The organism is Pectobacterium sp. CFBP8739 (assembly GCF_013449375.1).
Classification (GTDB): domain Bacteria; phylum Pseudomonadota; class Gammaproteobacteria; order Enterobacterales; family Enterobacteriaceae; genus Pectobacterium.
In genome coordinates, this window is sequence record NZ_JACDRR010000010.1 from 128,124 (window position 1) to 141,884 (window position 13,761).

Here is a 13,761-nt window from a genome sequence, read left to right on the forward strand (position 1 = left end):
CCATAACCTGGCGGAAACGAAACTAAGAGAGAGCTCTATGAACCCTGAGCGTTCCGAACGCATAGAAATCCCCGTATTGCCATTGCGCGATGTGGTGGTTTATCCGCACATGGTCATTCCGTTGTTTGTTGGTCGGGAGAAATCGATTCGGTGCCTTGAAGCCGCAATGGATCATGACAAAAAGATCATGCTGGTGGCACAGAAAGAAGCTTCAACGGATGAGCCAAGTATTAACGATCTTTTCTCGGTAGGGACGGTAGCCTCAATTCTTCAAATGCTGAAACTGCCGGACGGCACGGTAAAAGTGCTGGTCGAAGGGTTACAGCGTGCCCGTATTACGACGCTTTCTGACGGCGGCGAGCATTTCGCTGCAAAAGCCGAATATCTTGATTCTCCGGCGATTGATGAACGCGAGCAGGAAGTGCTCGTGCGCACGGCGATCAATCAGTTTGAGGGTTACATCAAGCTGAATAAGAAGATCCCGCCGGAAGTGCTGACATCTCTGAACAGCATTGATGATGCCGCGCGCTTAGCTGACACCATTGCTGCACACATGCCGCTGAAATTGGCTGATAAGCAGTCGGTACTTGAAATGTTCGATATCACTGAACGTTTGGAGTACCTGATGGCGATGATGGAATCCGAAATCGACCTGCTACAGGTAGAAAAACGGATCCGTGGCCGCGTTAAGAAGCAAATGGAAAAAAGCCAGCGTGAGTACTATCTGAATGAGCAAATGAAAGCTATTCAGAAAGAGCTGGGTGAGATGGATGATGCACCGGATGAACACGAAGCGTTAAAACGCAAGATTGACGCGGCGAAAATGCCGAAAGACGCACGTGAGAAAGCCGAAGCAGAATTACAAAAGCTGAAAATGATGTCACCGATGTCAGCGGAAGCGACGGTGGTGCGCAGCTATATCGACTGGATGGTGCAGGTGCCGTGGAATGCGCGCAGCAAAGTGAAGAAAGACTTGCTGAAAGCACAGGAAATGCTGGATACCGACCATTATGGTCTGGATCGCGTGAAAGAACGTATCCTCGAATACCTCGCAGTACAGAGCCGGGTCAGCAAGATCAGAGGGCCGATTCTGTGTTTGGTGGGGCCTCCTGGCGTGGGTAAAACCTCGCTCGGTCAGTCTATCGCCAAAGCGACCGGACGCCAGTATGTGCGTATGGCGTTGGGGGGCGTGCGTGACGAAGCGGAAATCCGTGGTCACCGCCGTACCTATATCGGTTCCATGCCGGGAAAACTGATCCAGAAAATGGCAAAAGTTGGTGTGAAAAACCCGCTATTCCTGTTGGATGAGATCGACAAGATGTCTTCTGACATGCGTGGCGATCCGGCTTCCGCCTTACTGGAAGTGCTCGATCCTGAGCAAAACGTGGCGTTTAACGATCACTATCTGGAGGTCGACTACGATCTGTCCGATGTAATGTTTGTCGCGACGTCTAACTCCATGAACATCCCCGCGCCGTTGCTTGACCGTATGGAAGTCATTCGTCTTTCCGGTTATACCGAAGACGAAAAACTGAATATCGCCAAACAGCATTTGCTGCCGAAACAGATCGAACGTAATGCGCTGAAAAATGGCGAGCTGTCGGTAGAAGACAGCGCGATTGTTGGTATTATCCGTTATTACACGCGTGAAGCAGGCGTACGTAGTCTGGAACGTGAAATCTCCAAGCTGTGCCGTAAAGCAGTAAAAACGCTGTTGATGGATAAATCCACTAAGCATATCCAGGTTTCGGGCGATAACCTTAAGGATTTCCTTGGAGTACAGCGCTTTGACTATGGTCGTGCGGACGATGAAAATCGCGTAGGGCAGGTTACCGGACTGGCCTGGACGGAAGTGGGCGGCGACCTGCTGACGATTGAGACGGCCTGCGTACCGGGCAAAGGTAAACTGACTTATACCGGTTCACTGGGTGAGGTCATGCAGGAGTCGATTCAGGCTGCGCTTACCGTGGTTCGTGCCAGAGCGGAAAAATTAGGCATCAATGCTGATTTTTACGAGAAGCGTGATATCCACGTTCACGTTCCGGAAGGTGCGACGCCGAAAGACGGTCCGAGTGCGGGTATTGCGATGTGTACCGCGCTGGTTTCTTGTTTGACCGGTAACCCGGTGCGTGCCGATGTGGCGATGACGGGGGAGATTACCCTGCGTGGTCTGGTACTGCCGATTGGTGGTCTGAAAGAGAAACTGCTGGCTGCACACCGTGGTGGTATCAAGACGGTATTGATTCCTGATGACAACAAGCGCGATCTGGAAGATATCCCACAGAACGTGATTGCGGATCTGGACATCCATCCGGTGAAACGTATCGAGGAAGTGTTGGCGTTAGCGTTGCAGAATTCGCCTTCTGGCATGCAAGTGGTCTCTGCTCCTAAAGCAAAGCCCAGAACCAAAGCAAAATAGTGACCTGTCGCAAAAACCCTTGAGAAAATCAGGGCTGGTAAGTGAAATCGTGCTTGCCAGCTTTTTTTTGTACCGCTAAGTTAGAGCACTGTTAGTTTTAGCCGTTATCGGCTAGGCATGACAGTATTGATAATAAGTTACGTGTCGTGTCTTGGGACATTGAAGCGCGATAAGAGAATTCCAGAGGGGATGACAGAGTGAACAAGTCACAATTGATCGACAAAATTGCCGCAGATGCTGATATTTCCAAAGCGGCAGCAGGGCGTGTGTTAGATGCAATTATTGGTTCCGTTACCGAATCCCTGAAAGAAGGGGATGATGTTGCTTTGGTTGGTTTTGGTACTTTCTCAGTGCGTGAGCGTGCTGCTCGTACCGGCCGTAACCCGCAAACGGGTAAAGAAATCAGCATCCCTGCGGCGAAAGTACCAGGATTCCGTGCTGGTAAAACGCTGAAAGACGCCGTTAACTGATTATTACGTCACAGGTTTGGCGGATAACCACTTTGGGTGCCAAACAATACCTGACGCAATGATATTGGTAGGGTAAGATACGAGGCGCATCATTTTATGATGTGCCTTTTATTTATATAGGATTTTACATACCCGACACATGGCAGAACGTGGCGGGCAATAAGCTTAAGTGCGCCCTAGCCTTGTATTGGGCTATAGCAATCGCAAGGATGCATGGCTTCGGCCAGCGCAGGGAGTTTTATCCATTCTACAGCGGAGTGTTGTCACATTATGATGGACAATTTACGTACGGCCGCAAATAACGTCGTGCTCAAAATTATTCTTGCTTTGATCATCGCATCATTCGTTCTAACTGGCGTTGGTGATTATCTTATTGGTGGTTCAGGAAATTACGCTGCAAAGGTGAACGGGCAGGAAATTACCCGCGCACAGCTTGAACAGGCGGTACAGAACGAACGCAGTCGTCAGCAGGAAGCCTTGGGTGAGAATTTCTCTCTTCTGGCGAGCAATGACGGTTACATGCAGCAATTGCGTAGGCAGGCACTCTCCCAACTCATTGATGAAACCTTGCTGGATCAGTATGCCAATAAGCTGGGGTTAAACATCAGTGATGAGCAAATCAAACAGGCAATCTTTGACGTTCCTGCGTTTCAGACAAACAACCGTTTTGATAATGAAAAATATCTGGATCAGGTTCGTCGCCTTGGCGTAACGCCGGATATGTATGCTCAGATGCTGCGTAAGCAACTGACGTCACAACAGCTGATCCGCGGTTTTGGCAATACCTCATTCCTGCTGCCGCAGGAGATCGACAATCTGGTGAAACTAGCTGCACAAGATCGTGTTGTCCGTTTGGCAACCATTGATATTGCAGCGAAGGCGAAGGCCCAGACGATTGCTGACGATGAAGTGCAGAGCTATTACGATCAGAACAAAGGCAATTTCATCGCGCCGGAAGAATTCAAAGTCAGCTATATCGCGCTGGATGCGGCAAGCATCATGGACGGCGTGAAAGTAGACGATGCGGCTATCAACGATTTCTACGAGCAGAACAAGAACGACTACTCCCAACCTGAGCGCAAAAAATTCAGCGTCATTCAGGTGAAGAGTGAGGCCGATGCAACGTCTGTCCTGGATGCGCTGAAGCAAGGTGGTGATTTCGCTACGCTGGCGAAAGAAAAATCAACGGACATCATCTCGCGCCGCAATGGTGGCGATCTGGGATGGATGGACGAAAACAGCATGATTGATGAGCTGAAACAGGCAAAACTGACGGAGAAAGGCCAGGTTTCCGGAGCCATTAAATCCTCTGTTGGCTATCTGATTGTGCGTTTGGATGATGTCCAGCCGCAGCAGATCAAACCGCTGAGCGAAGTGCGTGCCGAAATCGCTGAGAAAGTGAAGCATGAGAAGGCGCAGGATGGCTATTATGCGCTGCAGCAAAAAGTCAGCGAAGCGGCCAGCAATGACAACGAATCTCTGGCTTCAGCAGAAGAAGTTGCTGGTGTGAAAGCCACACAGACCGACTGGTTTACGCGTGAGAAGGTTCCTGCCGCGCTGAACTTCCAACCGGTCACGCAGGCTATCTTTGGCGGTGCGCTACTAGGGGAAAACGGTGCTGCGGGCAATAATTCTGATGTCATTAATGTTGACGGTGACCGTGCTTTCGTTCTGCGTATCACTGAGCACAAGCCTGAAAGCACTCGTCCTCTTGATCAAGTTCGTACCGAGATCGTAGAGACATTAAAACGTCAGAAGGCTGAACAGCAGGCCCGTATCGATGCTGAAAAAATGCTGGCTGAGTTAAAGCAAGGTAAAGACGACGCGTTGAAAGCCGCTGGATTGAGCTTTAGCGAAGCAAAAACGATGTCTTCACTCTCTCAGCGTGATGCCATGGCTGAAGCGGTTTTTGCTATGCCACATCCAGAGAAGGATAAGCCGTCTTATGCGATTACTCAGGATCAGGCCGGCAATGTTGTGCTGGTCGCGTTGAATAGCGTGACGCCACATCAGCTAAACGATGAGCAGAAAACACAGTTTGCCAGTCAGGTTCAGCAAGGTTCTCTCGGCGCGCTGTTTGATTCTCTACTGTCCAGCTTGCGTAGTGAAGCGAAAATCAAGATGGGCAATGCGGCGCAGGAACAGCAATAAGCCCCGCAAAAATTTGCAAATCGTTGCAACAACTAAAGGCCGCTTTCGCGGCCTTTTCCACATTTAAATTCTGCTGTTTGCGGTGTTGATTGCTCTGCGGCAAGGTAGCCGTGCTGTCACATACATGGAGGAAACAGCATGAAAAAATCAGGAATAAAAGCACTGTGCTTAATGATTGGAATGAGTTTATCTGGGTTGCCATTACTGGCTCAAGCGGCACCTAAAGCCGCCGACGGTGCGTCGATAGCAGTAAAGTCTACGCCAGCAGATCAGAAAGCGGAAAAAGCAACGCTCCCTGATACCGACGAGGATAAGGTGAGCATCAATGCGGCAAGCGCTGCTGAGCTGGCCGGCATCATGAACGGCGTCGGTCTGAAAAAAGCGGAAGCGATAGTTAACTACCGTGAGCAAAATGGTCCTTTTACCCAGATAGATCAATTAACTGAGGTGCCAGGAATTGGGGCAGCATTGGTTGAGCGTAATCTCTCTCGTTTAAAACTGTGATATCAGTCGCAGCTCAGTCGAGCATTTCCTCTGGGCTGCGAACCTCTGCTAGGCTAGTTATCAGGTCATACCAGTTGTTGGTTTTGTCACAGGAGTATTACGGCTATGCAGACTTTCATTACCGTTCGTGGTTATCACATTGATGTTTATCAGCACGTTAATAACGCGCGCTATCTGGAGTTTTTGGAAGAGGCGCGTTGGCAATGGCTGGAGACATTGCCTGCTTTTGGCTGGATGCATAGCAACAACATTGCTTTCGTTGTGGTGAACATCAATATCAACTACCGCAGACCTGCCGTTCTCAGTGACGTGCTACGTATCGATAGTGAATTACTGCAGATGAATACAAAAAGCGGTGTGATCAGCCAGAAAATAACCCGAGTGTCTGATGAAAGCGACGTGGCTGATGCCACGCTGACGTTTGTCTGCATCGATTTATTGACGCAAAAAGCACTGCCACTGGAGGGAGAACTGCTGGAACGCCTAAACGAAATTCGCCGTTAACATAAAGCCGCAGGCCATTGCTGTTTGGCGTGGCCTACGGTTTTTACGTCGCGTGATGTTGTGTTGTGGCGTATCAGCGTAACCCTGTTTTCTGCTTCAGTGATGCCATGACAGCCGCGGAGTCATTTTGATATTGAGCAAGCCCGTTTGCGCGTAAATGGCAGGCGGCACATTGGCTACATCCATCACCCTTAATGCCGTTGTAGCAAGTTAACGTGTGATAGCGCACCGTATCGAGTTGCTGGTAGTAATCCGCCAGCGCCCAGGTTTCTGCTTTATTGAGCCACATCAGCGGGGTTTCAAAGCGAATGTCGCGGGCAATGCCTAATACAATAGCCTGATTTAGCGCCTTCACGAATTCGTCACGACAATCAGGGTAGCCGGAAAAGTCGGTCTCACACACGCCGGTAATGACAGTCTCGGCACCAACCTGATAGGCGTAGATTGAGGCGAGTGTCAGGAAAAGAATATTTCTTCCTGGAACGAAGGTATTGGGGATGCCTTGTGCATTGGCGTCGTAATCAGGAACTGGGATACTGTCGCGCGTCAGGCTGCTGGTGGCGAGCTCATTCAGTAAGCCCACGTCCAGAACCTTATGCGCCGTTGCACCCAACTTCAGGCTGAGTTCCCGAGCGATATCAATTTCCGCACGGTGACGTTGCCCATAATCGAAGGTTATACAGTGGACGTCATCATAATGTTGCAGAGCCTGAATCAGGCAGGTTGTGGAATCTTGTCCACCGCTAAAAACGACAACAGCACGCTTCATTCTTCATTCACCTTAACGCGACGCTAACCGCAATACGTCTGTAACGCTCTGCGGTGTAACGTTGCTATGTTATCTGAGAAGCAATCTTATCTGAAAAACATGTTACCTGAAAAATAGCCCATATTCAGCGCCGCGGCTGCATACTGAATATGGCGGTCTTACGCCAGACTGGGTTCAGGTATGAGAGTGGACATCTCTGGGCTGTTCAGCGCATTGAGGTAAGGGCGAATGTCGCCGATATTTTTTTCTACCCAACTGCTGTTGTAGTAGGTATCCAGATAGCGTTCACCGCTGTCGCACAGCAGGGTCACAATCGCTCCTGTTTGACCGCGGCTCATCATTTCTTTGGCCAGTTGCAGCATCCCCCAGACGTTGGTGCCGGTAGAGGCCCCCGCCTTGCGACCTAATACGCTTTCCAGCCAGTAAAGTGTGGCGATGCTGGCGGCATCCGGCACTTTGATCATGCTATCAATGACGTCGGGAATAAAAGAGGGTTCAGCACGCGGACGACCAATACCTTCTATCCGGCTACCGCACGGGCCCGTGATGGAACGATCCCGTTTCTGGTAGCAGTCGTAGAAGACCGAGTTTTCAGGATCAACGACGACCAGTTGCGTATCCAGACCCTGATAGCGAATGTAGCGCCCGAGCGTGGCTGAGGTGCCGCCCGTTCCTGCGCTCATCACGATATAGTCTGGGACAGGATACGGTTCACGTGCCATTTGGCGGTAAATGCTGTCGGCAATATTGTTGTTGCCGCGCCAGTCGGTGGCGCGCTCTGCGTAGGTGAACTGATCCATATAATGGCCGTTCATCTCTTGTGCGAGCTGTTCAGATGCCGCATAGATTTGTCCTGCCTGTTCGACAAAATGGCAGCGTCCACCATAGAACGCGATTTGCTCAACTTTTCTTTTTGCAGTACAGGAGGGCATAACGGCGATAAACGGCAGGCCAAGCAAGCGGGCAAAATACGCCTCTGAGACGGCAGTGCTGCCGGATGATGCTTCGATAATCGGTGTGCCTTCTTTAATCCAACCGTTGCACAACCCATAGAGAAACAAAGAACGCGCCAGACGATGCTTCAGGCTGCCGCTGGGATGTGTGCTTTCATCCTTGAGGTAAAAATAGATACCGGGGTAATCCGGCAGGGTCAAACGGATAAGATGCGTATCAGCGGAACGCTGAAAATCGGCTTCGATAGCGCTGATGGCATTTTTAACCCAGGCATTGGTCATGATGAAAACTCGGTTAGACAATGATGCGAATAGAGTAGCGAGTTTTCAGGATAAAAAAATTACCTTTTAATCTCTTGATGGCGAGTTTAAGGGGATTTTTTACTCTTTATTCTATTTCTGTGAGGTTTTTTTACTCTTGTCGTGTGCCTGCTATCCAAAAAACATAGCGATAGCTGCTGCTAATGCAACAAGAGCCATCAATGCGAATGCCATATTAAGAGCGCTAATGATAAAAGGGAATGCGATGACGGTGATGCCTAGCATCGCCGCACTCATGCAAGGTCTGGTCGATTCACGGCGAGCGAAACCGAAAACGGCGCATATTATGGCAAAACAACCGAGTACGGATGTTGCTGCAATGACTAGCCGTTCTTCATTGAATGCGGATTGTGGTGGCGGCGTTGGCGCTGGTTTTCCCAGTAATCTATTCAGCGTGGTGTCTCGGATGGAGACCACCTTTTCTGCAATTCGTTCTTCAATAGAGACTTCAGGTGTTGATGGCCCAGCCCAAAAGTAGCCTACCGCAGCCACTAACCCGATAGCGCCAAAAATCATGCCTATGATACTGAATTTATTATTTTTTGTCATCGTCACGCCACTCCTAGTTGGCATAAGATACATCACTGTTTGATACATAATGGATAGTCGACATCCACTTGCTGGTTTAGCGCATCACTTTCTGTAAAAATTAATGAAATTCCATATTATACAATTCATTATGTTTTTTCATTATCGAATGGCGGTGGGGTTTCCCATGCTGAGCGAATGTTAAATGTCATTTTTAGCGGCAAGAACATTGCTTTTCTCTTTTAATGGCGGAAAGTAGGGAAAGTTTTCTATCGCGCAGCGCTATAGTGGGTAAAGCTATATCAGGTAAAAACTAATTAGGTAAAAACTATGTTGGATAAAATTGATCGTACTCTGCTGAATATGTTGCAACAGGATTGCACGCTTTCACTACAGACGCTGGCCGATGCGGTTAATCTGACATCCACGCCGTGCTGGAAACGCCTGAAGCGTCTGGAAGAAGAAGGGATTATCCGGGCTCGGGTGGCGTTGCTGGATAATGAGCGCTTGGGGTTAGGGCTGACGGCGTTTGTCTTATTGAAGACGCAGCAGCACAACCGCGACTGGTATCAGACCTTCACTCGAGTCGTGTCCGATATGCCTGAAGTGTTGGCTTTTTATCGCATGGCTGGCGAATACGATTACCTGATGCAGGTTCAGGTTGCTGATATGAAAAGCTATGATGATTTCTATAAGCGGCTGGTGAATGGTATTCCCGGTTTGGTCGATGTAACATCTAGCTTTGCTATGGAACGAATCAAACACACCACGGCACTGCCTTTATCCCTGTGATTCATCATCCATCCGTCTTTTGTATAATCACTTTTCTGAGTCTGTCATGACCCGTCTGGCTATTGGAATGAAAACCGCGTGAGACTGTTTGCTCAACTGAGTTGGTATTTTCGCCGTGAATGGCGGCGCTATTTGGGTGCCATTGCGCTATTGATTGTGATTGCCATTCTGCAATTGCTTCCCCCTAAACTGGTTGGCGTGATCGTCGATGGTGTGACGCAACACGGCATGTCGATGGCCGAAATGATGAAGTGGATTGGCGTGATGCTGCTGACTGCCGTCATGGTCTATCTGCTGCGCTATGTGTGGCGCGTGTTTCTGTTTGGTGCCTCATACCAGTTGGCGGTTGAATTACGGGAGGATTTTTACCGCCAATTGAGTCGCCAGCATCCGGCGTTTTACCAACGTCACCGTACCGGCGATCTGATGGCGCGCGCCACTAACGATGTCGATCGCGTGGTTTTTGCCGCCGGAGAAGGTGTACTGACGCTGGTTGATTCGATGGTGATGGGCTGTGCGGTGCTGGTTGTCATGTGCACGCAGATTAGCTGGGAACTGACCCTGCTGGCGCTGCTTCCGATGCCAGTCATGGCGATTTTTATCAAACGCTACGGTACCCAGTTGCATAACCGTTTTAAATCCGCACAGGCCGCGTTTTCTTCGCTTAACGATCAGGCGCAGGAAAGCTTGACCAGCATTCGCATGATTAAAGCTTTTGGGTTGGAAAACTATCAATCTGCGCGTTTTGCACAGGTTGCGGCGGACGCTGGTGCCAAAAATATGCATGTTGCCCGCGTTGATGCCCGCTTCGATCCCACCATCTATATTGCCGTCGGGCTGTCGAATTTGCTGGCGATTGGCGGTGGCAGTTGGATGGTGATTAACGGTTCGCTGACGTTAGGTTTGTTGACCAGCTTTGTCATGTATCTGGGATTGATGATATGGCCGATGCTGGCGCTGGCCTGGATGTTTAATATCGTTGAACGTGGTAGTGCGGCATATAGCCGTATTCGTCAACTGCTTGCAGAAGATCTCGTGGTGAAAGACGGCGAAGAATCATTGCCTGCCGAGCGAGGCGTGTTGGCGGTGAACATTTCCGCGTTTCGCTACCCAGATAATACCCGTGACGCCTTACAACACATTCAGTTTACGCTGGCTCCAGGCAATATGTTGGGATTATGTGGGCCGACGGGGTCGGGGAAAAGTACGCTGCTGGCGTTGATTCTGCGTCATTTCGATACCCAATCGGGAGAGATTCGTTATCACGGTCGCCCGCTGAATGCTATTCGGCTGGACGAGCTACGGAGCCGTTTTGCCGTTGTTGGGCAAATGCCTTTTCTGTTTTCGGACACGGTGGCGCAAAACATCGCACTGGGTCGACCTGATGCCACGCAACAAGAGATTGAACAGGCGGCACGTCTTGCCAGCGTTCATGACGATATTCTGCGTTTGCCTCAAGGTTACCAAACTGAGGTGGGTGAGCGCGGCGTAATGTTATCTGGCGGTCAAAAACAGCGGATCGCGATTGCCCGTGCGCTGCTGCTGGACGCTGAAATTCTGGTGCTGGACGATGCGCTGTCTGCGGTGGATGGGCGAACGGAACATCAGATTTTGCAGAATCTGAAAACATGGGGCGAAAAACGGACGCTGATCATCAGCGCACATCGCCTGTCAGCCCTCACTGAAGCGAATGAAATTGTGGTGTTGCAGCAAGGACAAACGGTGCAGCGTGGCACACACCGGACGCTGGCGGCAGAATCCGGTTGGTATCGGGATATGCACCGCTATCAACAGCTGGAGGCAGCGCTGGATGAGGTACCGCTGGTGGAAGGAACGAAAAAATGAATAGCCCTCAACAGTTTTGGCCAACCCTAAAACGCCTGTTGGCCTATGGTTCACCCTGGCGGAAACCGCTGATGTTAGGTGTGCTGATGTTGTGGGTTGCTGCTGCCGCAGAAGTTTCTGGGCCTATATTGGTGAGTTATTTTATTGATGATCTGGTGGCCAAAGGCGAATTCCCGTTGGCGATTGCAGCAGGCCTGGCGATGGCTTATATCCTGCTGCAAGTTCTGGCGGCACTGCTGCACTATTTCCAGACGCTGTTGTTTAACCGCGTTGCGGTCGGTGTCGTCCAACAACTGCGCATTGATGTGATGGATGCGGCGTTGCGCCAGCCGCTGAATACATTCGATACGCAACCCGTTGGGCAACTGATTTCACGCGTCACCAATGACACCGAGGTCGTTAAAGATCTGTACGTCATGGTGGTGTCAACGGTATTACGCAGTGCGGCGCTGGTGGGGGCAATGCTGGTGGCGATGTTCAGTCTGAGCTGGCAGATGGCGCTGATTGCACTGATGATTTTCCCTGCGGTCGCGGTGGTTATGGCGCTGTACCATCGTTTCAGTACGCCGATTGTGCGCAAGGTGCGAAGCTATCTGGCCGACATTAATGATGGTTTCAACGAAGTGATTAATGGCATGGGCGTCATTCAGCAGTTTCGCCAGCAGGCCCGCTTTGGCAAGAAACTGGGGGCCTCCAGTCACGCGCATTATGACGCACGAATGAAGGCGTTGCGTCTGGAAGGCTTCCTGCTGCGGCCACTGCTGAGCCTGTTTGCTGCGATGGTGCTGTGTGGTTTGTTGATCCAATTTGGTTTCAGTTCGATAGGGTCGGTTGGCGTTGGGGTATTGTATGCGTTTATCAACTATTTGGGGCGTCTGAATGAACCGCTGATTGAACTGACAACCCAGCAGTCTATGTTGCAGCAGGCGGTTGTTGCGGGTGAGCGTATCTTTGAGTTGATGGATGGGACAAAGCAGGGCTACGGGGATGACGAGCATCCTCTGGCTACTGGGCGCGTCGATATTGATGATGTTTCTTTCTCGTATGGCACCGAAAAACGCGTACTACAGCATATTTCTCTGACGATACCAGAACGCGGATTCGTCGCGTTGGTCGGGCATACGGGCAGCGGAAAAAGTACCCTAGCCAGTTTGCTGATGGGGTATTACACACCAGACGAAGGAGAAATCCGGCTTGATGGCCGGCCGCTTTCTACGCTTTCTCATGCGGTGTTACGCCAAAATGTGGCAATGGTGCAGCAGGATCCGGTTGTGCTGGCGGAGTCCATGTTTGTGAATGTGACGCTGGGGCGTGATATCAGCGAAGAAGCCGTCTGGCGCGTGTTGGAGGTCGTACAACTTGCTGAACTGGTGCGGACTTTCCCTGAAGGATTGCATACGCGCGTTGGTGAGCAGGGGAATAATTTGTCTACCGGACAAAAGCAACTGTTAGCGATCGCGCGGGTACTGGTGCAAACGCCTAAAATCCTGATTCTCGATGAAGCAACGGCGAATATTGACTCAGGTACGGAGCAGGCGGTGCAAAAGGCGTTGCGTATCATCAGGGAACAGACAACTTTGATTATCATCGCGCACCGGCTTTCCACGATTGTGGAGGCCGATACGATCATGGTGCTCCATCATGGGCAAACCGTAGAACGGGGAACGCATGAGCAACTGTTGCAACAGCAGGGGCGCTATTATCAGATGTATCAATTGCAACTGGCTGGAGAGGATCTTGCTGCCACCAGCACCGAGCCTTGCACTGCCTGACTCGATTATAGGTCATACGATGGTCTGCACCGCCTTGAGTGGTGCAGACTGACAGTCTGCTCATGGCTTCGCACCATCAGTAAGCATCGTGATTCCGGTTTTGACCCATGCTGCACTGAAAATACTCTTTGTGCACCAAAATGGTGCGATTCTTGCCCGATTCTTCCAGCTTTTCTTCCTCGTTATGTTTGCTTTTTGTTCTTTCTCATCTTTAAACGCGTTCTCTTTCCTGATTTATGCCAGATAAATCATTTATGGCACACCCTTTGCTTTAGTCATGACGTAGACCTACTTCATAGAGCGTGTAATCGAACAAGTGACGGGCGAAAGCCTGAACGTAATGGCTAGGGGGAAGACAAATGAAACTGGTTACTGTGGTGATAAAACCATTCAAGCTGGAAGATGTACGTGAAGCGTTATCTTCTGTCGGCATCCAGGGGCTCACCGTCACTGAGGTGAAAGGATTTGGTCGTCAGAAGGGGCATGCGGAACTCTATCGTGGTGCAGAATATAGCGTTAATTTTTTACCCAAAGTAAAAATTGATATCGCGATTGCAGACGACCAATTGGATGAAGTGATCGATGTTATCAGCAAAGCGGCATACACCGGAAAAATTGGTGATGGCAAAATTTTTGTCGCTGAGTTGCAAAGGGTTATCCGTATTCGTACGGGTGAAACTGACGAAGCCGCACTTTAATAACACCTAGCGTAGATACGTAAATAGGGATGGAT

At 50.2% G+C, this 13,761-nt stretch carries 12 protein-coding genes; 9 read left to right on the top strand and 3 right to left on the bottom strand.

Translation table 11 applies throughout. The annotated features are described in order from the left end of the window. Positions 1 to 37: 37 nt before the first annotated feature. The 5 genes from lon (at position 38) to H0247_RS09065 (ending at position 6,048) form a co-directional block, all read left to right on the top strand. Positions 38 to 2,419: an endopeptidase La gene (gene lon, locus H0247_RS09045; protein WP_180742254.1), complete on the top strand. Its 2,382-nt coding sequence runs from the start codon at positions 38 to 40 to the stop codon at positions 2,417 to 2,419. A 197-nt stretch (positions 2,420 to 2,616) separates the two neighbouring features. Next, positions 2,617 to 2,889, top strand: coding sequence for a nucleoid-associated protein HU-beta (hupB, locus tag H0247_RS09050; RefSeq protein ID WP_005976031.1), 273 nt, complete (start codon positions 2,617 to 2,619; stop codon positions 2,887 to 2,889). Between the two features lie 270 nt (positions 2,890 to 3,159). Continuing rightward, the gene (ppiD, locus tag H0247_RS09055) at positions 3,160 to 5,040 is read left to right on the top strand and encodes a peptidylprolyl isomerase (RefSeq protein ID WP_180742255.1); all 1,881 of its coding nucleotides are present in this window, start codon (positions 3,160 to 3,162) and stop codon (positions 5,038 to 5,040) included. A gap of 138 nt (positions 5,041 to 5,178) precedes the next feature. Continuing rightward, positions 5,179 to 5,544 carry a helix-hairpin-helix domain-containing protein gene (locus H0247_RS09060; protein ID WP_180742256.1) on the top strand — a complete coding sequence of 122 codons (366 nt, stop codon included), beginning with the start codon at positions 5,179 to 5,181 and terminating at the stop codon, positions 5,542 to 5,544. A 105-nt stretch (positions 5,545 to 5,649) separates the two neighbouring features. Next, positions 5,650 to 6,048: a thioesterase family protein gene (locus H0247_RS09065; RefSeq protein WP_180742257.1), complete on the top strand. Its 399-nt coding sequence runs from the start codon at positions 5,650 to 5,652 to the stop codon at positions 6,046 to 6,048. A 73-nt stretch (positions 6,049 to 6,121) separates the two neighbouring features. Here the strand turns inward: H0247_RS09065 and queC are convergent, their stop codons facing one another. The 3 genes from queC to H0247_RS09080 form a co-directional block, all read right to left on the bottom strand. Next, the gene (queC, locus tag H0247_RS09070; RefSeq protein ID WP_180742258.1) at positions 6,122 to 6,817 is read right to left on the bottom strand and encodes a 7-cyano-7-deazaguanine synthase QueC; all 696 of its coding nucleotides are present in this window, start codon (positions 6,815 to 6,817) and stop codon (positions 6,122 to 6,124) included. Between the two features lie 158 nt (positions 6,818 to 6,975). Then, a complete protein-coding gene (locus H0247_RS09075) occupies positions 6,976 to 8,052 on the bottom strand; it encodes a PLP-dependent cysteine synthase family protein (RefSeq protein ID WP_180742259.1) in 1,077 nt (358 codons plus the stop codon). Positions 8,053 to 8,202: 150 nt separating this feature from the next. Beyond that, positions 8,203 to 8,640 carry a hypothetical protein gene (locus H0247_RS09080; RefSeq protein ID WP_255433920.1) on the bottom strand — a complete coding sequence of 146 codons (438 nt, stop codon included), beginning with the start codon at positions 8,638 to 8,640 and terminating at the stop codon, positions 8,203 to 8,205. Between the two features lie 309 nt (positions 8,641 to 8,949). On the opposite strand from H0247_RS09080, the gene H0247_RS09085 reads away from it, so the two are divergent. From H0247_RS09085 to glnK, 4 genes are all read left to right on the top strand, one after another. After that, a complete protein-coding gene (locus H0247_RS09085; RefSeq protein WP_005976040.1) occupies positions 8,950 to 9,411 on the top strand; it encodes an Lrp/AsnC family transcriptional regulator in 462 nt (153 codons plus the stop codon). A 78-nt stretch (positions 9,412 to 9,489) separates the two neighbouring features. Beyond that, the gene (locus H0247_RS09090; RefSeq protein WP_180742261.1) at positions 9,490 to 11,256 is read left to right on the top strand and encodes a SmdA family multidrug ABC transporter permease/ATP-binding protein; all 1,767 of its coding nucleotides are present in this window, start codon (positions 9,490 to 9,492) and stop codon (positions 11,254 to 11,256) included. After that, complete coding sequence (locus H0247_RS09095) at positions 11,253 to 13,028, top strand: SmdB family multidrug efflux ABC transporter permease/ATP-binding protein (RefSeq protein ID WP_180742262.1); 1,776 nt, start codon at positions 11,253 to 11,255, stop codon at positions 13,026 to 13,028. Before H0247_RS09090 ends, H0247_RS09095 begins: the two co-directional genes overlap by 4 nt. Before the next feature lie 359 nt (positions 13,029 to 13,387). Further along, positions 13,388 to 13,726, top strand: coding sequence for a P-II family nitrogen regulator (gene glnK, locus H0247_RS09100; protein ID WP_002208627.1), 339 nt, complete (start codon positions 13,388 to 13,390; stop codon positions 13,724 to 13,726). Positions 13,727 to 13,761 lie beyond the last annotated feature (35 nt).

Bases quoted from the DNA above. Each gene is read 5' to 3' on its own strand.
- glnK (WP_002208627.1), top strand. From the start codon at position 13,388: ATGAAACTGGTTACTGTGGTGATAAAACCATTCAAGCTGGAAGATGTA.
- H0247_RS09075 (WP_180742259.1), bottom strand. From the start codon at position 8,052: ATGACCAATGCCTGGGTTAAAAATGCCATCAGCGCTATCGAAGCCGAT.
- H0247_RS09060 (WP_180742256.1), top strand. From the start codon at position 5,179: ATGAAAAAATCAGGAATAAAAGCACTGTGCTTAATGATTGGAATGAGT.
- lon (WP_180742254.1), top strand. From the start codon at position 38: ATGAACCCTGAGCGTTCCGAACGCATAGAAATCCCCGTATTGCCATTG.
- H0247_RS09080 (WP_255433920.1), bottom strand. From the start codon at position 8,640: ATGACAAAAAATAATAAATTCAGTATCATAGGCATGATTTTTGGCGCT.
- H0247_RS09095 (WP_180742262.1), top strand. From the start codon at position 11,253: ATGAATAGCCCTCAACAGTTTTGGCCAACCCTAAAACGCCTGTTGGCC.
- queC (WP_180742258.1), bottom strand. From the start codon at position 6,817: ATGAAGCGTGCTGTTGTCGTTTTTAGCGGTGGACAAGATTCCACAACC.
- H0247_RS09065 (WP_180742257.1), top strand. From the start codon at position 5,650: ATGCAGACTTTCATTACCGTTCGTGGTTATCACATTGATGTTTATCAG.
- H0247_RS09085 (WP_005976040.1), top strand. From the start codon at position 8,950: ATGTTGGATAAAATTGATCGTACTCTGCTGAATATGTTGCAACAGGAT.
- ppiD (WP_180742255.1), top strand. From the start codon at position 3,160: ATGATGGACAATTTACGTACGGCCGCAAATAACGTCGTGCTCAAAATT.